Raw genomic sequence first — 22,007 nt, 5'->3', positions numbered from 1 at the left:
CATGTCATCCGCTTTGCGCATCTCGATCATTATGGTGCTGTTGCTCGCAACCACGGCGCTCGGGCTCATTGCCTATAACATGAGCCTGCCAAGACAGGTCCCCACGCAGGTCGCCGAAAAGGGGCCGGCGGCACCCGCAACTGTCGGATATTTCGTTGCGGCGCGACCGCTGCCAAAGGGCACATTGGCCCGCCAGGAGGATTTCACGCTCCGCCAGGTGCCGCCCGATCGTGTCCCGACGGGCGCGATCCTTGAAACCCCCGACTCCTCGGCCGGGCTCCCCGGCTCTCTGGTGCGCAAGTTCGTCGACGCCGGCAGCCCCATCACATTGCAGGACATCCTGCGCCCCCGGGACCGTGGTTTCCTCGCCAGCGTGCTGGCGCCGGACAGCCGGGCGATCAGCATTAAAGTGGATGAAGAGTCTGGCGTCTCGGGCCTGGTCAGGCCGGGCGACCATGTCGATGTCGTGCTGACCCAGGTGTTCGAAAAGGCGGATCCCGCACGTCGCGCGATGAGCGAGACCGTCCTGCGCAATGTCCGTGTGATCGCGATCGACCAGGAGATCGTGCAGGGCGGGCGCGGCGTTAGCTCGGTGACCGGCAAGCTGCCGCAGACGGTGTCGCTGGAGCTGACGCAGGAGCAGGTCAAGAAGGTCACGGTCGCCAAGCAGCTCGGCACGCTCTCTCTGGCGGTGCGGGCCGCCATTGATCAGTGGGACAAGGGAGACACGGGTTCGATCTCGAGCTGCGACGTGTCGCCGGAGCTTGCGCGCCAGAATGCGATCGCGGGACAGCGAACTGCGGTGGTGGTTCATTCCGGCGGCGAGGTCAAGCAGTACACCGTCAGGAAGCAGGACGCCGAAGACAGCGACGCCACCGTGAGCTGCGATGGATCGGAAGCTGCCAGCCGGACTGCCAGTGCAGTCGGCTACGCTTCCAGACTGCCGGAGAAACGCTGATGAACATGGCCGTGATCACTCCGCCCCAGGAAACGACATCCGTGCTCACGCGTAACCGGATCGTCTGTTTCGTCAATGACGAGATCAGCGCCGGCGCGCTGAGCAAGGGTCTCGAAGGCACCAACCTCACCGTCAGGCACGGCACGATTCGCAGCGCCATCAAAATGCTGGAGACGGACACCGATCTGTTCGCGCTGGTGACCGATATCAGCGGCATCGATGATCCATTTCCCGAGTTGGAGCGCCTCGCCGGCGTCTGCCCGCCCGATGTCCGCGTCGCCCTGGTCGGCGACAACAGGGAGATCACGTTCTACCGCCAACTGATGGATCTCGGTCTGACCGAGTATCTCCCCAAGCCGCTGACGCGCGATGTCGTGCTGGACCAGTTGCGCCCGAAGCTGCTGGGTGACGTCTCGCACGTCGCGGCCGATCGCGGCGGACATGTGGTCTCGATCTGCGGCGCGCAGGGCGGTGCCGGCGCCACCAGCATCGCCATCAATCTGGCGCTGCAAATCGCCGAGACCACCAAGGCCAAGGTCGCGCTGCTCGATCTGCATCTGCAGGGCGGCGAGACCGCCGTGATGCTGGGCGTTCGGCCGGGGCCGGGGCTGCGGATCGCGCTGGAGAACCCGATGCGCGCCGACACCCTGTTTCTCGAGCGCGCGGCCATCGAGGTCAACGAACGGGTGTCCCTGATCTCGGCCGATGAGGAGCTCGACGCGCAGCTCGACATCACCGAGGCGGGCGTGCGGCACGTGCTGGGTCTGCTCCGCCAGCGTTTCAACTATGTCATCGTCGACGTGCCCGTGCCGTTCCCGCCGTCCATGCATTCGGTGATCGAACTCTCGCGTCACGTGCTGGTCCTGCTGGAAGCCGAGGTCACTGGGCTCCGCAACGCCCATGCGCTGCGCACCGCCGTCACCAACATCGCCGGCAAGGACCGGGTGTTCACGCTGCTGAACCGGGCCGATCGCGCGGGCGGGCTTCCTAGGGCCACGATGGTCAAGGCCCTGGGCGCCGAGCCGGACATGGTGATTCCGGACCTCGGCAAGGGCATGACCCAGGCCGTCAATCTCGGCATCCCCGCCCTGAAGCACGTCAGAAGGTTGCGGCGCCACCTCACTCCGATCGTTCGGGAGATCACGGGTATCGGCGCCGAGCACAAGGGTCGGCTGAGGAGGCTGCTCAGGCTATGAAGAAATTCGGTCAGCGCCCGGACGATATGCCGGATCGTTTGCCTGCACTGGCGGCGGGCTCGCCCTTGCCAATGCCTGGCGCGCCTGCAGCGACGACAAGTCTGCCGTCGCCGCCCCCAAGCGTGCCTGCCGCGACGCCCGTCATGGCACCAAGGCGCGAGGAAGCGCCGGTTCATCACCCCGTGATGCCGGCTTCGCTGCGCGAACGCGTCATCGAGCAGATCGATCCGGCGGCCGCGGCGACCGTGTCGCGCGATATCCTGCGGCGGCAGATCGAGGAAATCATCCACGGCATCGCCAACCAGGACCGGCTCGAACTGTCGGGCCGCGAGCAGATCGTGCTGGCGGACGAGATCGCGGACGACATGACGGGCTACGGCCCGCTCCGTCCGCTGCTGCTCGATCAATCGATCAACGACATCATGATCAACGGTCCCAGCAACATCTATGTCGAGCGAAACGGCAAGCTGGAGCGGATCGCGGTGCGGTTCCGCGACAATGACCACATCGCCTCGGTGGCGCAGAAGATCGCAGCCCAGGTGGGGCGGCGCGTCGACGAGTCCAGCCCCATGGTGGACTGCCGCCTGCCGGACGGCAGCCGGGTCAACATCATCCTGCCGCCGCTCGCGATCCACAGCCCCTGCATTTCCATCCGCAAGTTTCCAAGCCGCAGGCTGGACATGGCCGGCATGGTCGAGAACGGCTCGATGACCCCGGCCATTGCGAAGTTGCTGGAGATTGCCGGCCGGGCGCGACTCAATATTCTGGTCTCCGGCGGCACCGGCTCCGGCAAGACCACGCTGCTCAACGCTATAAGCCAGTTCATCGATCCCAGGGAGCGCATCGTCACCATCGAGGACGCGGCGGAGCTGCAGCTCCAGCAACCGCATGTGATCAGCCTGGAGACCAGGCCGCCGAGCCTCGAAGGCACCGGGCAGGTGACCCAGCGCGATCTCCTGTGGAACGCCCTGCGCATGCGCCCCGACCGGATCGTCGTGGGCGAGGTGCGCGGCGCCGAAGCCTTCGACATGCTGCAGGCCATGAACACCGGCCATGACGGCTCGATCTCCACCGTGCATGCCAACAGCACCCGCGACGCCCTGACCCGCATCGAGAACATGGTGCAGATGGGGCAGGTCAATCTACCCTCGCGCGCGATCCGGTCCCAGATCGTCGCGGCGCTGGATCTCATCGTGCAGGTCGAGCGCATGCGCGACGGACAGCGCCGTATCGTCCAGATCAGCGAGGTGATCGGCCTGGAAGGCGAGGTGATCACCACCAACGACATCGCTGCGTTCGAGTACAAGGAGGAGGACGTTCACGGGCGCATATCGGGGACCTACAGGTCCACTCACGCGGTCCCGAAATTCAAGAGCCGCCTCGTTTACTACGGGCTTGATCGAAACTGGGACGAGGCAATGAGGTCCATATGATACCGCAATCAGTGATCGTCGCGGTTCTGCTGCTCCTGCTGTGTGCTATCGCCGTGTCGCTCTGGCTCGACGGACGACAGCGACGTATGGAACGCCAGCTCACCAAAGCTTTGCCCAGCTCGCTTGTGGCGAGTCTGCCATCAATTCGTCGTCTGGAGAGTGGCACCCGCTCGCGGTTTCTGCACCGTTTGACCAACTACCGTCCGGGCATCGTCTATGTCTGGCACCCGGTCTACGTCCTGCTTGCCGGCGTCGTTGCAGCGTCAGCGATCTTTTATGCAAATCGGGTGTTCGCGTTTCCCACGCTCTCGGTGTCGATTGCAGCTGCAATCGCAGCGCTTGTAGTGGTGAGAGGTCTGTTTGGATGGCAGCAACGCCGGTTTGCCAATGAGCTTTTTCGACAACTACCCGACGCGATTCAACTGGTGACGAGTACCGTGCGCGCCGGCCTGCCGGTCAACGAGGCGTTTCGCGCCATCGCTCGTGAGATGCCGCAGCCAACGGCGGGACAGTTTGCGATCGTATGCAGCGAGCTCAGCCTTGGAAGACCTCCGGAAGAGGCGGTGGAAGCGGTCTATCGGCGAACGCAGGTGGCGGAGTACGCGATGTTTGCGGTGACGCTCGCTGTCCAGTTGAAGTCAGGCGGCAGTCTGGCTGAGACATTGCAGATTCTCGGAGAGACCGTGAGTCAACGCGTCGCGCTCGCCGCTCGTGCCAAGGCGCTCGCGGGAGAGGTGATCTTTTCCTCGCGCGCGCTTTCAATGGCGCCGCTCATTGTGGGTGGTTTGCTGTACGTGATCAATCCGCAATCCATCGATCTGCTGTTTTATGATCCGGTCGGAAACACGCTATTGGCTTACGCCGCCGGCTCCGTGCTTGTCGGGCATTTCGTGATACGCTGGATGATCCGACGGGAGACGGCACTATGACTGCCGGTCTCGGTTTTGTCGCCTTGGCGATCGTCGCGGCGGCGGCGACCTTCGTATTGATCATCCGCGAACTCCACATCCGCGCACTGGACGCGCGAGTGTCAAATGCCGTGCTGGGCATCCCGGATCGATCGATGCGTTCAAGAGATCTGATCGGTTGGTTTTCGTCGATCGGCACGCGGTACAAACGCTTTTACGCCGAGGAAGACCTGAACCAACTAAAGACGATCCTCCAGTCGGCAGGCTTCAATCATCATCGAACGCTGCCGATCTGGATCGGTGTCAAAGTCGTGAGCATGTTCGTATTGCCGGTCGTCGTCTTCCTTTTCGCGCAGCTTTCGGGGAGGCCGCCGATGGACGTGCTGATCTTCACGCTGGCCGGCGTGGTGATCGGAATCATGGGACCGCGGCTTACGCTACTCATCCTGAGGCGGCGTTTCGATGCTGCCATTCGGCTCGGCACGCCGGATACGATCGATCTGCTCGTAGTCTGCAGCGAAGCGGGAATGGGCCTGGAGAGTGCCTTGCAGCGCGTGGCCGAGGAGATGAACGAGACCAATCCGGCCATGGCACGGGTGCTGCACGGTTTGCTTGACGATCTCCGGATCTTGCCAAATCGCGCCGAGGCCTTCGAGAAATTGGGGGCCATCTCGGACGGACTTCGGCGCTTCGGCACCATGGTGAGCCAGAGTTTGCAATACGGCACGCCGCTCGGTCAGGCTCTGCGCACGATCGCCGCCGACCTCCGGCGCGAACGCATTACCAAGCTGGAAGAACGCGCTCATAAGCTCGGCGCCAAGCTCACCATTCCAATGGTGTTGTTTCTGCTCCCGGCGATGTTCGTCATACTGGGTGGAAGCCCGTTTCTGCATCTCATTCGTGCGTTCAAGCAGATTTAGGACGGAAAAGAGACCATGCGCACGGTTCGCGCCTGCCGCGGCAGTTTCAGGAGCCGGAAGCATTTCTTCCTGGCGGATCAGCGGGGCGCCGTTGCACTGGAGATGCCGGTTATCACGGTTTTCCTCATATTCAGCCTGCTGCTGCCGCTAGCCGACGTTGCCATCGCCGGCTTCCAGTTCATATCGGCGTGGGGAGCATTGCGCAGCTTCGGGCAATCCATTCAGTACTCTCCGCCAACGGATCTCACGGACACTTCAAGCTGGACGTCAAGCGCACTCGCCAAGGCTGATTCCAAGCATCCCATCTCCAATTTCAAGCTCGTTTGCGGGGATGGCGGTGCTCTCTGCTCGTCAGCCAACACCGCAACGCCAAAATACTATTCCTATCAGACGACCGTTACCCTGGCGCCGATGTTGTTAAAGGCGGTGCTGTGCAGCCCTTCTTGCACCTTCACGCTGTCGTACTCAGAGCGGTTTCAATAGGATGTCCCATGCGTAACCTGCTTCGTTGTCGTCGTGGTTCGGTCGCATTCGCAACCGTTATCGCCCTGGTGCCGCTGATCGGAGTCGTTGCCCTTGGGGCCGAGGCGGGATCCTGGTACGTCACCAAGCAACACGCGCAGAATGCCGCGGATGCGGCGGCCTATTCAGGCGGCTTGTGGTTGGCTTGCTCCCTTTCTCCGACGGCCTGTACTGTTGATGCGCAATCCATGGACTATCGCGGCAAGCAGTTTGCGTCACAGAACGCCTTCTGCAACACCGGCGACGGTACCGCGTACCCGGGTAGGCGGTGTACCACTCTTGCGAGCGGCACCACTCAGAACGTCACGATCACTCCTCAGGGCACGGATGCGGTTAAGGCCACCGTCTCCCAGACACAGCCGGCATACCTGGCAAGAGTCCTGGGATTAACCTCTGTGACGATCGGCGCGACGGCAACCGCCCAAGTCAAGATCCTGGCGAACCCCTGCGTCTTGACTCTCTCGGACCCACTTGCATTTCAGGGAAGCACAACCGTACAGGCGCAACAATGCGGCCTGTCATCAAACAGCACGCAATCCAATTCCCTGAACTTTACCGGTAACGGTCTCGACGTCAGTAAGGCTGGATCAATCTCCGGACAAGGAGACTGCCATGACAACGGCGGCGGACAATGCAGCAAGGCAATTACCTATGCGCCGCCCGTTCCGGATCCGCTGAGCGGCTTGAATGCGGCGATGTCGACGCTCAGCACGAGCAGTTTCTCTGGTTCATGTGGCTCGACTCTGACGGCCTATGACGCCACTCATCAGTGCTACAACGACATGGGCAATGGCGCCAACAAATTCAAGTTCGGGAATCAGACCTACAATCTTAACGGGGTGTATTTCTTCAATGGTCCCGTGACTATCGGCGGTGGCACTACATTGAAGACGCTAGCCGGATCCTCCGCCACCTTGATACTGCTTCCCGGATCAACCCTGACGATCAACGGTGGTCCGTTGATTCAGATTACAGCATCCAGCACCGTACTCTCTACCCAAGTGCCGGCCGCATTGGTTTCGGTTCTCAGCCTGATGAGCCAGCTGCTAATTTATGATCCGGAAAAGACCAACAAAAATCAGACCGTCAGCCTAACGGGAAATTCTGCGAACTACTTAAACGGTATCGTCTATTTTCCCAATGCGGATGTGAGTTATCAGGGGAGCACGCAGTCTTACACTTGCGTTGAAGTCATTGCAAAAGGCATCACCCTCGCTGGCAACTCCAACTTTGACAACTCGGGATGCCCCGCTAGTGTGAAGGTTCAAAGCCAGATCGTTCGATTGGTGCAGTGATGAAAAGGCTCGACCAGCGCGGTGTCGCGGCGTTTGAGTTTTGTCTGGTTGCCGTGGCATTCTTCACGTTGGTATTCACCATCTTCGATCTCGGACGTTATGCAATCACCATGCAATCACTGCGGGCGCTCGCGAATGCCGGTGCTCGGGCCACCATGGTCGGCGCATCGGGCAGCACGTGCTACACGGATGCCGTAATCGCAAGAACGACTCCCACATGCAGCGGCGACCCTCTGCCATCCGAGACGGCCAAAAAAAACGTTGCGCCGTTCCTGTTTGCAGGCGGTCTCGCGCCGACCCTGAATGTGACGACGGGAGCCGCTTCGCTTACGGTGACGGCGTCTGAGCCGGGCTTCAAAATGCTGATGCCGATCTGGGGCTCGTCCCTGGACGCGCCGAGCGCCTCTACCCAGGTTCCGTTCTAGCCATGGTCTGAAATTTACCGGGAGGGCAGCACTGTTCGCCGCGATGCGGTAGGCTCTGCGATGCGATAGCATCCGCAGATTGTAGGCATCGTAACGGCCAATGTGCTGCGAATCGGCAACAAGAAGTGGTGCCCGAGGGCAACATTAATCAGTTTTCTGTGGCATTGCCGCACTGTGGCGAGGGTCTCACCTTGCCAATGCACTGCAGGATTGATGATGATCCCGGTGCTGCTTTGCGCGGCCGGCGGCCTTGGCCCCCGGGCGGATGCGGGGAATGATTTTAGGCCTGACGTAACGGCCGGGAATACCCGGTAACGGTTTGTAGTGGAACGAATTGTAAGCTCTGTGGCGTTGCGTACGAAGGAGAGTTGCTGAAGCGCCCGGGAGTGCATTGTCGGGGACAGCCGTAGAATGCGGCAAGGGGTTTGGAAATGGGTGGCCGTCGCGTTTTCATTGGGGCCGGAAGCAGGCGTTGCGCGCTGAGCGTGTTGGCTTTGGGCGCCGGCCTTGCCTTGGTCGGTTCCGCGGACCACGTGGGCGCCGCCGACCGGCGGGTTTCCCCTGGTGGCGTCTTCGTCAGCGAGATGAACGACGTCCAGCGCGTGAAGGTGATCGTCAACAAGTCCAGGACCTTCCGGGTCGATCAGGCCTTTGCGACCATCGTTGCCGGCTCGTCCGACATCGCCGACGTGAAGTCGCTGAGCGATCACCTGATCTACATCCAGGGCAAGCAGACCGGCACCACCAACGTCATTTTGCTCGACTCCTCGATGAAGCAGATCGGCATCCTCGATGTCGAGGTCGCCATCGACACCAACAGCCTGCAGCAGAACATCCGCGCCAGCACCGGCTCCCCCGGCATTCGCGTCTCCTCGTCCGAGGGGCAGGTGGTGTTGAACGGAACGGTCGTCGATGCCGTCGCCGCCGAGCGGGCGATGGCGATTGCGACCGGCACGGTCGGCAAGGGCGGCACCGTCGTCAATGCAATGAGCGTCGCGGCACCGCAGCAGGTGATGCTCGAAGTGCGCTTCCTCGAGGTCAGTCGGGACGCTGGGCGCGACATCGGCGTCAATCTCTATGCGGCGAATGCCAATGGGACGAACGTCGGAAATACAGGGCTCGGCGGCGCCACGCGGGTGGGCCGCGCACCGATCGGCGGTATCAATACCGCCAATGGCGCCCTCGGCACTGGCGGAGGCGCCGTCGGTTCTCCCCCGACGGGAAGCCTTCCCATTCTTGGAACCGCACAGACACTCATTGGCACCGCGGGCGGCGTCGCTCCGGCCCCGTTCGGAAGCTTGCTGACCAGTATCGTCAGGACAAGCGGAGGTGGCTCAGTAGACCTGCTGATCTCTGCGTTGGAAACCAAGGGATTGGCACGCCGGCTGGCCGAGCCGAACTTGACAACGCTTTCCGGGGACGCCGCGCGCTTTCTGGCCGGTGGCGAGTTTCCAGTGCCAATACCGACCCAGTCGGTGGCGGGGTTTCCGACGGTTTCGATCGAATACAAGAAGTTCGGTGTCGAGCTGGCCTTCGTTCCCACGGTTCTCTCGCGCGGTGTGATCAATCTTCGGGTTGAGCCATCTGTCAGCGAACTCGATTTCCAGAACGCGGTGACGATTCAGGGCACGACGGTCCCGGCATTGACCCGCCGCGACGCGCGCACCACGGTCGAATTGCGCGACGGCCAGAGCTTCGCCATCGCCGGCCTGCTCCAGACCCGCAACCGCCAGGACGTCTCGCAACTGCCCTGGATCGGCTCGGTGCCGGTGATTGGAAGCTTGTTCAGCAGCAAGTCCTATCAGCAGCAGGAAACCGATCTCGTCATCATCGTGACGCCGCGCCTGGTTGCGCCGGCAGCGCCGGGGCAGCAACTGGCCTCGCCGCTCGATTCGCGCCTGCCGGCCAACGACGTCGATTTCTTCCTCAACGGCCAGATGGAAGTCCGCAAGCGTTACGACGACTACGTCAATTCCGGCGGCGAGGTGAAGGGGCCGTACGGCCATATCATCGCGCCCGAGCTCAGGACGCCGGTTCCGCCTCCGGCCGCGGCAGCCGACCAGCCCGTCGTGAAAACCCTCAATTGAAGGACGCGAGAGATGACCATCAGGTATCTGGCTCTGTGCGCGCCCCTCCTGCTCGGGGGATGTTACGGGCTCGCCGGGCATGACGAGGTGGACCGCTACTTCCAGCGCTCCGACACCATCACCATGAGCGCCGGCGACGCCAAGCAGGTCAACGCCGTCACCCACACCATCACGCCATGGCCGCGCTATGTCGGCGACACCCGGATCGCGACCGATGCGCGCCGCGCCGGCGCTGCGGTCACGCGCTATGGCAACACGAAACAGCCCGTGGATCAGCTTCCCGACATCAGCGATGCGACGAAGCAAATGGGGGTACGGCCCACGCCGACTCAGAGCATCGACGTGCAAGGTTTGGGAGCTGGTGCGTCTTCCGGTATCTCGGTACCGGTGGGTGGGCCTGCAGCAAGATAAAAAAACTCAAATCATTTCAATGACAAGTCTACTGTGCATGGGGTTGTTTTGCAGCATTTTGCTGGGGGCTGGCGGAGGCCGCTGCGATCCGGCGGGGGACAAGGACTGATGCGGCGTCTATTTCTGATGCTGACCTGTTGCTGGCTCGCGACCGGCCTTGCCGCGTGCGACTACACGCTGAGGCAGGCCGCGATCGTCGCGCCCGTCGACGCCGGCGGCCCGGACCCCGTTCAGGAGCCGACCGACGTCAAATATTATCCGTCGGACGAGCCGGTGCGGCTGGGGCTCGAGCACTTCAACCGCGGCAATTACGGCATTGCCAACCGCTATTTTAGAGATGGCGTCGAGAAGTCCCCGAAGGACCTGACCGCCTGGATCGGTCTTGCGGCGAGCTATGACCGGTTGCGCCGCTTCGATCTGGCCGACCAGGCCTACGCCCAGGCGATCCGCCTCGGCGGCGAGACCGTGCAGATCCTGAACGATCAGGGCTATTCCTACATGCTGCGCGGCAACCTGAGCGCGGCGCGGCGCAAGTTCGAGAAAGCCTACTCGCTCGACCCGGGCAATCCGGTCATCGCCAATAACCTCGAGCTTCTCAATGGCAGCCGCCGGTTCATCGAACGGCCGCCGAACAATCAGCCGTGAATCATAAACCGCATTTTGTGATTGCTTAGGGCTGATCAAGCCCGCCGGCGCGGTCCAGGGGACCCTTTAAGACAAGCTCAACGTCTTTAACGTATGGCTTGTCGGATGAACCGGCTGTTTAAATTGCAATTTCTCGGGCCGTTGGCACTTTTTGCCGCCACGCTGAGCGCCGAACTCGCCGTGCGCGCGCTTGAATACGCCCCGAGCTCCGAGATACTCTGGTTCATCAATCTCAAGCTGTTCGGCATCTTCCAGCGAAGCGATGCCTATCTGAGCTATTTCGTCGGCGTCGATGGTTTTCAACTGTTCGGACTTGCGCTTCCGATCTTCGTGCTTGCCTGTCTGGGGCTCGCTGCCAAATCCCGGCCGCTCTTCACGATCGCAACGCATCTCAGCGCAGCCTACGCCGTGTTTCTGGTGGCATCCTGGCAGGTTGGCATGCCGACCCTCCGACAGGCGTCGCTCGAGACCATTGCGGTCCCATCGGGGGGGCTGTTCGTGATGGCGACCATCCTCGGCACTTGCATGCTGTCCTTTGCAATCACGCATCTGCTGTATTTCCGCGCCGTTCATCAGGAAATCGGTGCTCTGGTTCGTCGGTTGCGGGGAAGCTCCCGCATCGTCCACGAGCTCGATTGATTTCGAAGCGCTTTCCGATCAGGTGAAGGCGAGCTGGCGGCGCCCGACGATGCGAACGCGGTGGAGCAGATCAGCGGCCGCGCCCCCGCCTGCGCGCTGACCCCTGGTTTCTCTGGCGAACCTGGCCTTGGCGTCCGGGACCGCCCTGAAATTACGGCAGTATTGTTCACCGTAGTCGAACGGAATCCACATGGCACTTCAGTACCGCTAGGGTGTTGATGCCGGGGCTGGAATTTCAGTACGGACAATCATTTCAACCGGCAAGGGGCCGCTCTTTGAGCGGCCCCTTTCAGTTTGGGCAGGTAAATGGAAAGGAAGCCCGCCTCCGGCAAAAAGGGCGGTGGAGGCGGGCCAAGGTCGTTTGCGGCGCCGTTCTACCCGGGGCTGGCAGGGTTCCGTCGCTCGCGATGGAACCGTAGCACCATGGAACCCTGCCTGAAATCCGCAGGATTACCGGAACCCAAAATCGAGTTAAGTCGATTTTACGATGGCTGATGCCGAATTTACGATCGTAAATTCGGCTAAGGGCGGGGCGTTGCGAGTGTTCAATCCGGTTTTGCGCCCCGGGCCGCCGCAGCCGGAGAACCCGGTTGCGATTTGCCGAAATCCGACAGGCCCATTAGCCTTTCCTGAATTTTTGTCCCGCACTATGGGGACGACGCGCAATTTCAATGGCGCGTGCTTCGGCCGGCGGCCGAAGGGTGCATGATTTCGTAAGGGCGTCTCGCGCCGGCGGGCCAGGTTTGTCCGGCAGGTGGCGAGCTGCGACTCGATTGAATTTTCAAATCCGGGTTTCGTCCTGACATGTCTGGTTCACTACCACCCGAAAAACGTGGAACGGCACGTATCGAGTTCTCGCGCGGCGTCGACGTGCACATGGTGGCCATCGACGGTACGTGGAGCCGTCAATGTAAGATGACCGACGTGGCCGAAGCCGGAGCGAAGCTCAAGATCGACGGGTCGATCGAGGGGCTTGCGCTGAAGGAGTTTTTCCTGCTGCTTTCGACGACCGGAGCGGCCTTCCGCCGCTGCGAACTGGCCTGGATCAACGGCGACAACATTGGAGTCCACTTCCTGCGCGGCAAGAACTTGAGCAAGAGGTGAGTGGTCGTGGAGGAGCGTCGCAGACAGCAGCGCGCAACGGTTGACGAGGTCGCATACATCGCAGGTGACGGATCCAGCATGCGATGCCGCGTCGTCAGTCTCTCCGATTATGGCGCCGCCATCGAGATGGCGGACAAGGTCTACGTCAGACCCCGCATCAAGCTGATGCTGGAGAAGGATCGCATCGTCCGGGATTGCCGCGTCGTCTGGTCCAGCGGAAATCGTATCGGTGTCGAGTTCCTGGATTGAGGATTGCACGATCGCGATACCAGCAATGCGCGGCAGGTCGCTTCGTGTTCGAGAAGACTGCCGTTCAGACCGAAAATCGGAAGCCCATGCCGGGGCCAGGGAAACCCGGGCCGCCGCGCCGATCACGTTTTATTGGCATATTTAATATTTAACGACCAAGATTTAGGCTTGCATCAGGGAGTGGCCTGGACAACTGTGACTGGTCCATGGGCACATTTAGCCCTCGGATATCGAAGATTTATCCGTATCGATTTTTTGGATTTTACGAATGAGGACGCTGTTCATCATTCTCGGCATTTGGTTGCTGATTAACGTTCTCTTCGTCGTGGTGATGATTCCGCCGCGTAGGCCGCGGACGGCGAACGTCGCCAGAGGGTCGGGCGTCGCAATCGGGATGAAATCCGGCACGACTGAAACTCAGGACGAGAGCGTCTTGCTACGGCATGTCGTCATCGCAATTGCGCTTGGCGCTTTCTTCTCGTTAACGCCGCCTTTGCTCGAAGCTTACGATGCGATCAAGGGATTGGTCAGCAAGCGCGTGCATAAATTGAAAGAGACCCCGGATCGCCCCAACGGGGACGCGCAAGCAGACGAGGGATGACGCGTCTTCTTCGCCCGCGCGGCGCTGGTGGCCGCGCAGGGAGCTCCGTCGATCAGCTCACCAATATTGGTTCATGCGGTACGGGCGGGGATACTGGCCGCGGTAGTAGATAATTCCAGGGCCGGCGACCGGGCGGTGCCGAAAGCGCGAATTGGAGAGGTCGACGGCGATCGCTCGCACGTCGCGGCCTGCAAAGACAGGATACTCGTAACTGAAGACGTAGCTGTCTTCCGCAAGGGGCGCATACTGTCCATAGAAGGACGGGCCCTGGCCGTATCCAAACCCCCACGCATTTTCGACGGTGGGAAGGCCGCCCGTTCCCATCCGCGTTCCGCCGGCAACGGCTGATCCTGATGTCACGAGGGTGCCGATCCCAAGAAGCGCCGCAGCCGCCAGAATGTATGAAGTGCCTCGCATCGCGTTTCTCCTCTCAAATTGGATGTCAGAAACAGGAGTAGACACACCTGAGCCTATCCGCTCTCGCGTGACAGCGATAGCGAATAGGGTACGCGGCTGCCGGTGAGTTAGCAGCTGCAAAAACGATAAGGCTTGCCTCGGTTAATCGGATCGATAGTCTTTGTCACTTTCGAGATGTTCATTTCAGCAGGGGCTTCGGGTGACAAACGATACCGCTGTGTTTGATGCGTTGCGCTTCGATCCACAAGAAGGCGAGATACCGACGGGGAGGATAGGCACGCGCGAGGCAATTCTTCGAGACGGTCTGCTCGTCGATCCATCCACGCTCGCTTATTGCCCACATCAATGGATCGATGGCAGCGGTTATCTCAATCTCGATCTGACGAGACAATTTCCATACTCGCTGGCGCTCTGATGAACCGGACGTTCAGTTCGGCCCAAGTACGGCGTCGATCTGACGGCTGTCCCTTCTGACGATCACGATGGCCCCATTGCGGATCGCGAATCTCGCGCCGAGCAATTTGGGCACCTTTTCCGTGACCGGCGAAGGGAAGGGGATCGTCGCTCCGCCGATCGGGTCGCCAACTGCCGGCGCGGTGGAGGAGCCGACGCTAGGGGCGGGTTTGATATAGTTGCGAATGAGTTGAATTTCCTCCCGTGACAGAGCGAGAGGAGGCGCCTGCTGCGGCGGATTGTCTGCCGTCCGTTTGCTGCGTTCTTCCCGCGCCTTTTCCTCGGCCTGCCGTGCTTTTTCTGCCTGATCAAACCGCGAAAGCCGCTCCTTCAGCGGCGAGAGCTCTCGCTGCAGGGAGGAGATTTCCGTCTGCAGCGACCTGATCTGTCGCAGGGCAATCACGGCGCCGGCGCAGATGATGACGACCAGCAGGCTGATAAGCGCAATGACGATTCCATTGACGCTGGTTCCCCGGGTGGCCATCCGCGCTTTCGGCAGATCCTGCTCGAGGTGCCGCCGCCAAAGCGCGGCCAGGCGATGCAGCGGGCCGGCAATTGCCTTGAACGTGCGAGCTCGCCAGGCACCATTGTCCGGCGCAGGATCTGGTTCGCGTGAGGAGTGGCGACGGGCCGTTGTCGATGGCGGAGCCGCGACAGCTGGCGGGATGGCCGGTTCGGGAGCGGCGGCGTTCACATCCAGGTCGGCGGTGCCAGGCTCGGCCGCCTGCCTCGGTGCGCGATCGGCGCCGTCTGTCGTGGGAGCGTTCAAGCCTTGGGAGGAGTGGGTTTCGGCATCTTCGCGGAGATCAAGATTGAACATCCTCGAGCGCACTTCGGCGCCAATCAGATGATCAATGCTTTCAAGCGAATTCGACTGAGGCAATGAGCGATCGAGGAGGGCTTCAATGACCGCACGACCGGCCTCGGTGATCTCCAGGCTGTCGCCATCCACGATGGCGAGGCCGGCCTCAATCAGCTCGATTCCGGCGGAGACCTGTTGTTCTATCCGGTCTTCGATCTCACCAGTCTCGTCATGCGCCTGCAGTTGCAGCTCGAGCTCGGCAAACGCAATCCGTCCGTTCGGACGACTCGCAAGTGCGGCAAGGATGGCGAGGTTGGCTTGCACGGCGACCACGATGATCAGGCGGGATGCCAAAACAGGCGGAACGAGCGAACAACCGGACGGCGCTCAACTATTCGCACGCTGGGGCCTTGATTGGAAACTCCCGCTTTGGCACTGTCGCGCATTAGCGCATGAAGATCGAGGGCAACATGCCGAAATTGCTGACCGCGACCGCTATTTCCCTGACAGTCATGTTCGTTTCAAGCGCCGCGCACAGCGGTCCCTATCCCTTCGGCGACGAGCCATATCGTCTGGATTTCGGCCCCGCGCCGCAGATTGACGCTGGCTGCTGGAAGTGGAACTGGCAGCAGTATCAATGGAATAATTACTGCCCGGTCTATGTTCAGCCCAAGGCCTATATGCATCCAAGGCCGCAGGGAGCCGTGCTGCGCACCAAGGGCTGATCAGCTCGCCTCAGGCGCTCCTCGCCCTAGAGCGTTTTCGAGCGAAGTGGGTACCCGTTCGCGTCAAGAAAACGCGTCAAAACAAGAATCTAGAGCCCCGTTCCGATTCCATCGGAACGGGAAAGGCTCTAGTGGGCGAGGGTGCAGGCGATCTGGCTGTGTTTGCCGAAGTTTAGCAGGGCATTTTCGCGGAAGCCGTCGAGCCAGATGCCGCGTCCGGCGTAGCGATACCCGACCCCCATTGGAACCAGCCGGACATGCGCACCGCCATGGCGTCCGGTGTGCAGAGATGCCGTCACAACCTCGCCGGCAACCGAGACCGCGATCGGGCAAAGCGGATATTGCTTGCCATTCTCGCAGACAAACACCAGCTCGCTGCAGTTTCCGACCGCTGCGGGTGAGGCCATCAGGCCCAGATCGGCCGCGCTGGCTTGGCTCGTGCCGAGTGCCAGACTCAAGAAGGCCGCGCCCCAAAGAAATCCGTTGAATCTGCTCTGCATCGCAGCCCCCCAAAAGCGAGAAATATTCAGCTAAAAGAGCAAAAATGGCATCAAAGGTCAATCAGCGCGGCCTCCTTTCGGAGTGCGCCGAACTCTTCGCGGCGCGTCATCCAGGCGCTTCGCGCGGGGGCCGAGCATCGGCCATTTTCAGCTTTTCAGAAAGCCTTTGCCGTTCCCGCGGAACGTGTTCTGGCGCGGCGGATTTGCGAGTGCCAGGATAAATTCGATTTAGCCCGGCGAGTTGCGTCTCTGGAATACCGGCGCGCTCGCGACCGGTCTGTTTGGCCGTTGGGTTCTTCTCCCGATCCGGCCGGCTCACTGTTACCGAAATGCCGCGGTCGCCGGAATTTATGGCGCGTGAACTGCCTTTAAGCCCTGCCATTGATCTTCCGTAATGGTGCGTGGTTGACCGGCCGTCCGACGCCGTGACAAGAAGTCGCGTGGGGAGCAGGAGTAGTCACGCGCGATTCGAAACAGCAGGTCGGGCAGGCGGGTTTTCCGTAATTTAACGGGTCTCTCGCAATGTTAATGTTTGCTTTAGGACAGTGCCCGAACCTGAGGCAGTGCTTTTCGACCGTGCGGCTGATCCTTGGGGCGCAAGCGAGCAGGTATGGAGACAATGACCACAGGCCGGCGTTCAATCCTTGCGACCTCTTCCGTTCGTTGTGCCGCTCTGGCGCTTCTGATCGCCTCAACCACCACTGTAGCCAAGGCGGATGAATTCCAGGGGCCGACCTTCCGCAAAGGTCTGTGGCACTTCGTTCGTACGCTCGATATGGTCGCTCATCGCAAGCCGAAGCACCGTTTGCTCGAGCGGGAGCTGACGGCCTGTGTCGATCCGACCGTCTCGATGAAGGCGACGTTCTCGTCTCCCTCGGTCGGCAGCTGCGTCTCTGCGAGACCCGAGAAGAAGAACAATCAATACACTTTCGCGAACCGTTGCGATTTCATGGGCCCCGTCAGCACGGTGATCACGGTTCATAGCGAGGAGTCCTACACTGAGCAGAACGAGCTGAGTGAGGGGCAGATGCCGCGAGTCGAGCTGGTCGTGGCACATCGGATCGGCGATTGCAGTGCCGGCCCGGAGCAGAATTCGGGCGCGAAGACGCTCTCTCACTGACGTTGCGCCACCGCAAGGCCGCTGCGCAGTTTCCGCGCCGCAATAGCGGCAGGCACTTGCGCCAGCCCCGCAGACGCGGAAGTATCGCCGCGTTCGGGGATGAGGCGTGCAATGAGGACGTTGACCGGGATCGTCTGCTGTGTGGGGCTGTGCGCCCTGATTGACGCGGCGGCGGCGCAAGATACGCAACCGCCCGCTGCACCCTCGGGCCTGGGTGAACTGGTCAAGATCGACTCATTCCAGACAACGCGGCGGGCCGATAATTACGGCATCGCCAGTTTTGTGCTTTCCAACGGCACCGACAAGAAGATCGACAGTGTCGAGCTGACTTGCTGGATCGACGACGATCGAGAGCGCGCGACGAAAGTTCTGGTGTGGGCCAACCAGCCTGTTCCCGCGCATGAGAGCTACCAGTTCAAGAACGTCAATATCGGCGTGGTCGGACCGAACTCACGCAGCCAATGTGAGGTCACGCGGGTGGACTGAATTCAAGTCCGGTCGACGATGGCTGCGCAACGTTTGCGCCGAGCCCGCAATGATCTTTTGCCCTAGATCTTCTGGCCGCCGGGTCCTGCGACGTTGACCGTAATCTTTTGAATCTCGGTCCGTCCGCCGGGATACTTGACCTCGATGGTCAGCGTATCGTCGCCGACAAAGTCCGGAGGCGATTTGTAAAAGGCCACGTAAGCCGGCACTTCCAGCGCCAGGCAGGCCTTGTAGTTGGTCGCCTTCACCTTACCGGGCTTTACGACGACCTTTCCCGACGTCGGGGAGGTCGCCAATCGGATGGTTGGCAGCGGGCCGGAGGTGCAATCGGGTCTGACGTTAATGTAAAGCCCGATCTGAGTGTCCTTGTTCGGCTGGGCCTTGACCGTGCGTTCGACCATCTGGGCGTCCGGCGCCGGCTGGTTTTGAGCTGCGGCGGCATGCAACCCGAAAGATCCGGCCAGCACCGCCGTTACCAGTAATTTCCTCATCCTTTGCTCCAGCTGCCGCGCTTCAGGGCCTGGAGCGACATGCGCCAAAACGGCTTTTATCTGGCCCGTTTTGCGACATATCGCGGCCGCGCGGTCCCTTTACCACATCCTGATCGAAAGTATTGATTAACCAAATAGTTTTCTTGACCCTCGCCGGGGTTAACAATAGCTTAAAGATACACTTCGACGTAAATTTGCCTGCAATTTTTCACTTCACGTCCTTTTGGCGGAGAGATTTTCATGAATGAGCAATTTCGGGTTGCCCAGGTTACTGGTGCCGGAAATTCGAATAGCGCCTCGCCGCCACGCATTTTCAAGCTGACCAAACCATTCGCCGATCAGGCGGTCGTTTTGAACCTCGGATATGACCAGAAGGTTCAAGTCGACTTTTCGGCTATTGCGAACGAGAAGATTACGCTCGTTCATATCGGCGAGAAGCTGATCATTCTTTTCGACAATCACTCCACGGTGACGGTCGAGCCGTTCTTCGACTCCCGCCACGATCAACTCGGCAATCTCACCATCCAGGTTGCGCCGGGTCGCGATCTGACAGTCGCCGAGTTCGCCAGCGCCTTCCCGATCATTACCGATTCGTCCGTTCTCCCCGCAGCCGGCGACTCGCTGGGTCAAAACAACGCGCAGGCGAGCGGCGCGAACTTCAGCGCTCCCATTGTCGATCCGCTGCCGCCGGTGCCCACCAACATCCTGGCTGGCCCGGAGGATCTGCCGCGGACTCCAGATCAGCCGCCAACCGGTTTTATCCCGCAGACGCCGATCCCGCCGGCTCCGACGATTGCGCTGGGCACGCTGCCCGAACTGGTGGTCGACGAGAGCTTCCTGACGTCAGCGACGAACGGCATCGACGGCTCCACGCCTGATTCGGCGAGTACGGTGGCGTCGGGTGTTTTGTCCGTCACGCTCAACGTGCCGGGCGGCCAGCAGTCCCTGACCTTTGCGCTGTCGATCAGCGCGCCGGGCGTGGACACCGGGCTGATCGATTCGCAGACCGGAAATCACGTGTTTCTGTTCCTGGAGAACGGAGTCGTGGTCGGCCGCGAAGGCAAGGATGCGGCTGCAGCGGCCAGTGGCCCGCAGGATTTCACGCTGTCCGTCGATGCCAGCGGCAAGCTGACGCTGACGGATCTGCGCTCGGTGCATGAAGGCAGCGGCGAGGACGGCGACGTCAGCGAGGGCACGCATGTGCCTGCCGGTCTTGTCTCGCTCACGGTCACCGTGACCGACAACAGTAGCCAGAGCGCGAGCGCGAGCATCGACGTCGGCCCGCATCTGACATTGCAGGACGATGGTCCGTCGATTCACGTCGTCCTGGACGGTGAGGAGCAATCGGTTCCGAATCTGTTCGTCGACGAGAGCAACCTGACGGCTGCGACCAACGGCATCGACGGCTCGACCCCCACTGGCATCAACGCGATGACCGCGTGGTTCGGCGGTATTTTCCAGGCGATCTCGGGTGCGGATGGCGTGCCCGATTCCGAGCATCCGATCAGCTATGCGCTGTCGATCGATGTCTCCAAGTCGAGCGGCCTGGTGGACGCGCAGACCGGCGAAGCTGTCGTGCTGGTGATGAACGGCACGACGGTGGAAGGCCACACCGCGGCAAGCGACCTGCTGGTGTTCACGCTGTCGGTCGACAGCAATGGTTTCGTGACGTTCACGGATAACCGCGCGGTGAAGGAAGCCGACGGCACCAGCCCGGATCTCAACGAGGGCATCAGCATTGCCAGCGGTGCGGTGACGCTGACGGCGACGATCATCGACAACGACGGTGACACGGCAAGCGCGAGCATCGATCTCGGCCCGCAGGTGACGTTCTATGACGACGGTCCGGCGGTGACGGCGACCGTGGATAGGGAAGCACAGGTCGTTCTGGACGAAGGCAACACCAATGCGGGGGCGCCGCCGGTGAGCCAGGCGGCGGCGATCGCGTTGCCTGTCGGCTATACGGCGGGCGACGACGGCGATGTGAGCGGTACGGGCTACATCTCGACGGCGTCGAGCGGCAGCGCGCTGGTGACGATCAACCCGGTGTTCGGCGCGGACGGCCCGGCGGCGAGCGGCAGCATCAGCTACGCACTGTCTGCGGTGGCCGGCAACTCCGGCGTGACGCTGACGGACGGCACGCAGGTTGATCTTGTCCAGGCGTCGGCGACGCTGGTGCTGGGTGTTGTCACCGGGACGCAAACGGTTGCGTTTGCGATCTCGATGGACGGCACGACCGGCGTGGTGACGGTCGAGCAGTATCTGTCGCTGCACAATCCGACCGGCGGGTCGAGCTATGACGAGACGACGAGCCTGACCAACAGCACGCTGTCGGTGATCGTGACGGTGACGGACGGCGACGCCGACACGGCCTCGTCGAACGCGGTGAACGTCGGCAGCCAGATCCTGTTCCATGACGACGGTCCGGCGGTGACGGCCTCCCTGAACGTAGAAGCGCAGGTCGTTCTGGACGAAGGCAATACCAATGCAGGCTCGCCGCCGACGAGCACGCCGGCGACGCTGGTCCCGGCCGGCTACACGGCGGGCAACGACGGCGACGTCAGCGGTACCGGCTACATCTCGACGGCGTCGAGCGGCAGTGCGCTGGTGAGCGTCAATCCGGCATTCGGTGCGGACGGTCCGGCGGTGAGCGGCAGCACCAGCTATGCGCTGTCGGCGGTGGCCGGCAACTCCGGGGTGACGCTGACGGACGGCACGCAGGTCGACCTGGTGCAGATCTCCTCGACCCTGGTGCTGGGCGTGGTGGCGGGTCAGCCGACCACGGTTGCGTTTGCGATCTCGATGGACAGCACGACGGGCGTGGTGACGGTCGAACAGTATCTGTCGCTGCACAACCCGACCGGCGGGTCGAGCTACGACGAGACGACGAGCCTGACCAACGGCGCGCTGTCGGTGATCGTGACGGTGACGGACGGCGATGCCGACACGGCCTCGTCGAACGCGGTGAACGTCGGCAGCCAGATCCTGTTCCATGACGACGGTCCGGCGGTGACGGCCTCCCTGAACGTAGAAGCGCAGGTCGTTCTGGACGAAGGCAATACCAATGCAGGGTCGCCGCCGACGAGCACGCCGGCGACGCTGGTCCCGGCCGGCTACACGGCGGGCAACGACCTCGACGTTGCCGGCACCGGCTACATCTCGACGGCGTCGAGCGGCAGCGCGCTGGTGACCATCAATCCGGCATTCGGCGCGGACGGTCCGGCGGCGAGCGGCAGCACCAGCTACGCGCTGGCAGCGGTGGCCGGCGCCTCCGGGGTGACGCTGACGGACGGCACGCAGGTCGACCTGGTGCAGATCTCCTCGACCCTGGTGCTGGGCGTGGTGGCGGGGCAGCCGACCACGGTTGCGTTTGCGATCTCGATGGACGGCACGACCGGCGTGGTGACGGTCGAGCAGTATCTGTCGCTGCACAACCCGACCGGCGGGACCAGCTACGACGAGACGACGAGCCTGACCAACGGCGCGCTGTCGGTGATCGTGACGGTGACGGACGGCGATGCCGACACGGCCTCGTCGAACGCGGTGAACGTCGGCAGCCAGATCCTGTTCCATGACGACGGTCCGGCGGTGACGGCGTCCGTGAACGCTTCATCGCAGGT

At 61.8% G+C, this 22,007-nt stretch carries 24 protein-coding genes; 20 read left to right on the top strand and 4 right to left on the bottom strand.

Annotated elements, in window-relative coordinates:
* The first annotated feature begins 1 nt into the window (after position 1).
* The 15 genes from cpaB (at position 2) to JQ592_RS00050 (ending at position 13,393) form a co-directional block, all read left to right on the top strand.
* The gene (gene cpaB, locus JQ592_RS00120; protein WP_211400903.1) at positions 2–958 is read left to right on the top strand and encodes a Flp pilus assembly protein CpaB; all 957 of its coding nucleotides are present in this window, start codon (positions 2–4) and stop codon (positions 956–958) included.
* Positions 958–2,154 (top strand): AAA family ATPase, encoded by a 1,197-nt coding sequence (locus tag JQ592_RS00115; RefSeq protein WP_211400902.1) that lies wholly within the window; start codon positions 958–960, stop codon positions 2,152–2,154. The genes cpaB and JQ592_RS00115 overlap by 1 nt, the downstream gene beginning before the upstream one ends.
* Entirely contained in the window at positions 2,151–3,587 is a 1,437-nt protein-coding gene (locus JQ592_RS00110) for a CpaF family protein (protein ID WP_211400901.1), read from the top strand. Before JQ592_RS00115 ends, JQ592_RS00110 begins: the two co-directional genes overlap by 4 nt.
* Entirely contained in the window at positions 3,584–4,516 is a 933-nt protein-coding gene (locus tag JQ592_RS00105; RefSeq protein WP_211400900.1) for a type II secretion system F family protein, read from the top strand. The genes JQ592_RS00110 and JQ592_RS00105 overlap by 4 nt, the downstream gene beginning before the upstream one ends.
* The gene (locus JQ592_RS00100) at positions 4,513–5,415 is read left to right on the top strand and encodes a type II secretion system F family protein (RefSeq protein WP_211400899.1); all 903 of its coding nucleotides are present in this window, start codon (positions 4,513–4,515) and stop codon (positions 5,413–5,415) included. The genes JQ592_RS00105 and JQ592_RS00100 overlap by 4 nt, the downstream gene beginning before the upstream one ends.
* Positions 5,416–5,430: 15 nt before the next feature.
* Positions 5,431–5,898: a hypothetical protein gene (locus tag JQ592_RS00095; RefSeq protein ID WP_211400898.1), complete on the top strand. Its 468-nt coding sequence runs from the start codon at positions 5,431–5,433 to the stop codon at positions 5,896–5,898.
* Positions 5,899–5,906: 8 nt separating this feature from the next.
* Positions 5,907–7,232, top strand: coding sequence for a pilus assembly protein TadG-related protein (locus JQ592_RS00090; RefSeq protein WP_211400897.1), 1,326 nt, complete (start codon positions 5,907–5,909; stop codon positions 7,230–7,232).
* Positions 7,232–7,657 carry a TadE/TadG family type IV pilus assembly protein gene (locus JQ592_RS00085; protein ID WP_246820067.1) on the top strand — a complete coding sequence of 142 codons (426 nt, stop codon included), beginning with the start codon at positions 7,232–7,234 and terminating at the stop codon, positions 7,655–7,657. Before JQ592_RS00090 ends, JQ592_RS00085 begins: the two co-directional genes overlap by 1 nt.
* Positions 7,658–8,088: 431 nt before the next feature.
* Positions 8,089–9,744 (top strand): type II and III secretion system protein family protein, encoded by a 1,656-nt coding sequence (locus JQ592_RS00080; RefSeq protein WP_211400895.1) that lies wholly within the window; start codon positions 8,089–8,091, stop codon positions 9,742–9,744.
* A gap of 12 nt (positions 9,745–9,756) precedes the next feature.
* The gene (locus JQ592_RS00075; RefSeq protein WP_211400894.1) at positions 9,757–10,155 is read left to right on the top strand and encodes a hypothetical protein; all 399 of its coding nucleotides are present in this window, start codon (positions 9,757–9,759) and stop codon (positions 10,153–10,155) included.
* Positions 10,156–10,263: 108 nt separating this feature from the next.
* Positions 10,264–10,800 (top strand): tetratricopeptide repeat protein, encoded by a 537-nt coding sequence (locus tag JQ592_RS00070; protein ID WP_211400893.1) that lies wholly within the window; start codon positions 10,264–10,266, stop codon positions 10,798–10,800.
* A gap of 105 nt (positions 10,801–10,905) precedes the next feature.
* Positions 10,906–11,439, top strand: coding sequence for a hypothetical protein (locus JQ592_RS00065; RefSeq protein ID WP_246820066.1), 534 nt, complete (start codon positions 10,906–10,908; stop codon positions 11,437–11,439).
* A gap of 804 nt (positions 11,440–12,243) precedes the next feature.
* Complete coding sequence (locus JQ592_RS00060; RefSeq protein ID WP_211400891.1) at positions 12,244–12,543, top strand: PilZ domain-containing protein; 300 nt, start codon at positions 12,244–12,246, stop codon at positions 12,541–12,543.
* The gene (locus tag JQ592_RS00055) at positions 12,544–12,792 is read left to right on the top strand and encodes a PilZ domain-containing protein (protein WP_349630430.1); all 249 of its coding nucleotides are present in this window, start codon (positions 12,544–12,546) and stop codon (positions 12,790–12,792) included. It abuts the gene before it with no gap.
* Between the two features lie 268 nt (positions 12,793–13,060).
* A complete protein-coding gene (locus tag JQ592_RS00050; protein WP_211400890.1) occupies positions 13,061–13,393 on the top strand; it encodes a hypothetical protein in 333 nt (110 codons plus the stop codon).
* A gap of 57 nt (positions 13,394–13,450) precedes the next feature.
* On the opposite strand, the gene JQ592_RS00045 is transcribed toward JQ592_RS00050, so the two are convergent.
* Positions 13,451–13,810, bottom strand: a complete 360-nt coding sequence (locus JQ592_RS00045) for a hypothetical protein (protein ID WP_211400889.1) — start codon at positions 13,808–13,810, stop codon at positions 13,451–13,453.
* A gap of 199 nt (positions 13,811–14,009) precedes the next feature.
* Between JQ592_RS00045 and JQ592_RS00040 the strand changes: the two genes are divergently transcribed.
* Positions 14,010–14,225 carry a hypothetical protein gene (locus JQ592_RS00040; protein WP_211400888.1) on the top strand — a complete coding sequence of 72 codons (216 nt, stop codon included), beginning with the start codon at positions 14,010–14,012 and terminating at the stop codon, positions 14,223–14,225.
* 12 nt (positions 14,226–14,237) lie between these two features.
* On the opposite strand, the gene JQ592_RS38165 is transcribed toward JQ592_RS00040, so the two are convergent.
* Positions 14,238–15,419, bottom strand: coding sequence for a hypothetical protein (locus JQ592_RS38165; protein ID WP_246820065.1), 1,182 nt, complete (start codon positions 15,417–15,419; stop codon positions 14,238–14,240).
* 98 nt (positions 15,420–15,517) lie between these two features.
* Here JQ592_RS38165 and JQ592_RS00030 point away from each other — a divergent pair, with 98 nt between their 5' ends.
* Complete coding sequence (locus JQ592_RS00030) at positions 15,518–15,790, top strand: hypothetical protein (protein ID WP_211400887.1); 273 nt, start codon at positions 15,518–15,520, stop codon at positions 15,788–15,790.
* Between the two features lie 128 nt (positions 15,791–15,918).
* Here JQ592_RS00030 and JQ592_RS00025 read toward each other — a convergent pair whose 3' ends face one another.
* Complete coding sequence (locus JQ592_RS00025) at positions 15,919–16,290, bottom strand: hypothetical protein (RefSeq protein WP_246820064.1); 372 nt, start codon at positions 16,288–16,290, stop codon at positions 15,919–15,921.
* 589 nt (positions 16,291–16,879) lie between these two features.
* On the opposite strand from JQ592_RS00025, the gene JQ592_RS00020 reads away from it, so the two are divergent.
* Both JQ592_RS00020 and JQ592_RS00015 read left to right on the top strand, forming a co-directional pair.
* On the top strand, positions 16,880–17,410 hold the full coding sequence (locus JQ592_RS00020; RefSeq protein ID WP_246820063.1) for a hypothetical protein: 531 nt from the start codon (positions 16,880–16,882) through the stop codon (positions 17,408–17,410).
* Between the two features lie 111 nt (positions 17,411–17,521).
* The gene (locus tag JQ592_RS00015) at positions 17,522–17,896 is read left to right on the top strand and encodes a hypothetical protein (RefSeq protein ID WP_211400886.1); all 375 of its coding nucleotides are present in this window, start codon (positions 17,522–17,524) and stop codon (positions 17,894–17,896) included.
* Between the two features lie 62 nt (positions 17,897–17,958).
* Here the strand turns inward: JQ592_RS00015 and JQ592_RS00010 are convergent, their stop codons facing one another.
* Complete coding sequence (locus JQ592_RS00010; RefSeq protein ID WP_246820062.1) at positions 17,959–18,387, bottom strand: hypothetical protein; 429 nt, start codon at positions 18,385–18,387, stop codon at positions 17,959–17,961.
* A gap of 240 nt (positions 18,388–18,627) precedes the next feature.
* Between JQ592_RS00010 and JQ592_RS00005 the strand changes: the two genes are divergently transcribed.
* The coding region (locus tag JQ592_RS00005) for a DUF5801 repeats-in-toxin domain-containing protein (RefSeq protein WP_246820061.1) at positions 18,628–22,007 on the top strand (3,380 nt) is incomplete at its 3' end.

Origin of the sequence: Bradyrhizobium iriomotense, assembly GCF_018129405.1 — a bacterium.
GTDB classification, from domain to species: Bacteria; Pseudomonadota; Alphaproteobacteria; order Rhizobiales; family Xanthobacteraceae; genus Bradyrhizobium; species Bradyrhizobium iriomotense_B.
The sequence above is the reverse complement of the archived record's forward strand: the minus strand, read 5'-3'. Positions and strand labels throughout refer to the sequence as shown.

What these genes read in the sequence shown, in the direction of transcription:
- JQ592_RS00030 (WP_211400887.1), top strand. Translation starts at nt 15,518, where the DNA reads ATGAAGATCGAGGGCAACATGCCGAAATTGCTGACCGCGACCGCTATT.
- JQ592_RS00115 (WP_211400902.1), top strand. Translation starts at nt 958, where the DNA reads ATGAACATGGCCGTGATCACTCCGCCCCAGGAAACGACATCCGTGCTC.
- JQ592_RS00090 (WP_211400897.1), top strand. Translation starts at nt 5,907, where the DNA reads ATGCGTAACCTGCTTCGTTGTCGTCGTGGTTCGGTCGCATTCGCAACC.
- cpaB (WP_211400903.1), top strand. Translation starts at nt 2, where the DNA reads ATGTCATCCGCTTTGCGCATCTCGATCATTATGGTGCTGTTGCTCGCA.
- JQ592_RS00060 (WP_211400891.1), top strand. Translation starts at nt 12,244, where the DNA reads ATGTCTGGTTCACTACCACCCGAAAAACGTGGAACGGCACGTATCGAG.
- JQ592_RS00050 (WP_211400890.1), top strand. Translation starts at nt 13,061, where the DNA reads ATGAGGACGCTGTTCATCATTCTCGGCATTTGGTTGCTGATTAACGTT.
- JQ592_RS00070 (WP_211400893.1), top strand. Translation starts at nt 10,264, where the DNA reads ATGCGGCGTCTATTTCTGATGCTGACCTGTTGCTGGCTCGCGACCGGC.
- JQ592_RS00025 (WP_246820064.1), bottom strand. Translation starts at nt 16,290, where the DNA reads ATGCAGAGCAGATTCAACGGATTTCTTTGGGGCGCGGCCTTCTTGAGT.
- JQ592_RS00010 (WP_246820062.1), bottom strand. Translation starts at nt 18,387, where the DNA reads ATGAGGAAATTACTGGTAACGGCGGTGCTGGCCGGATCTTTCGGGTTG.
- JQ592_RS00080 (WP_211400895.1), top strand. Translation starts at nt 8,089, where the DNA reads ATGGGTGGCCGTCGCGTTTTCATTGGGGCCGGAAGCAGGCGTTGCGCG.
- JQ592_RS00065 (WP_246820066.1), top strand. Translation starts at nt 10,906, where the DNA reads ATGAACCGGCTGTTTAAATTGCAATTTCTCGGGCCGTTGGCACTTTTT.
- JQ592_RS00045 (WP_211400889.1), bottom strand. Translation starts at nt 13,810, where the DNA reads ATGCGAGGCACTTCATACATTCTGGCGGCTGCGGCGCTTCTTGGGATC.
- JQ592_RS00100 (WP_211400899.1), top strand. Translation starts at nt 4,513, where the DNA reads ATGACTGCCGGTCTCGGTTTTGTCGCCTTGGCGATCGTCGCGGCGGCG.
- JQ592_RS00095 (WP_211400898.1), top strand. Translation starts at nt 5,431, where the DNA reads ATGCGCACGGTTCGCGCCTGCCGCGGCAGTTTCAGGAGCCGGAAGCAT.
- JQ592_RS00075 (WP_211400894.1), top strand. Translation starts at nt 9,757, where the DNA reads ATGACCATCAGGTATCTGGCTCTGTGCGCGCCCCTCCTGCTCGGGGGA.
- JQ592_RS00015 (WP_211400886.1), top strand. Translation starts at nt 17,522, where the DNA reads ATGAGGACGTTGACCGGGATCGTCTGCTGTGTGGGGCTGTGCGCCCTG.
- JQ592_RS00105 (WP_211400900.1), top strand. Translation starts at nt 3,584, where the DNA reads ATGATACCGCAATCAGTGATCGTCGCGGTTCTGCTGCTCCTGCTGTGT.
- JQ592_RS00110 (WP_211400901.1), top strand. Translation starts at nt 2,151, where the DNA reads ATGAAGAAATTCGGTCAGCGCCCGGACGATATGCCGGATCGTTTGCCT.
- JQ592_RS00085 (WP_246820067.1), top strand. Translation starts at nt 7,232, where the DNA reads ATGAAAAGGCTCGACCAGCGCGGTGTCGCGGCGTTTGAGTTTTGTCTG.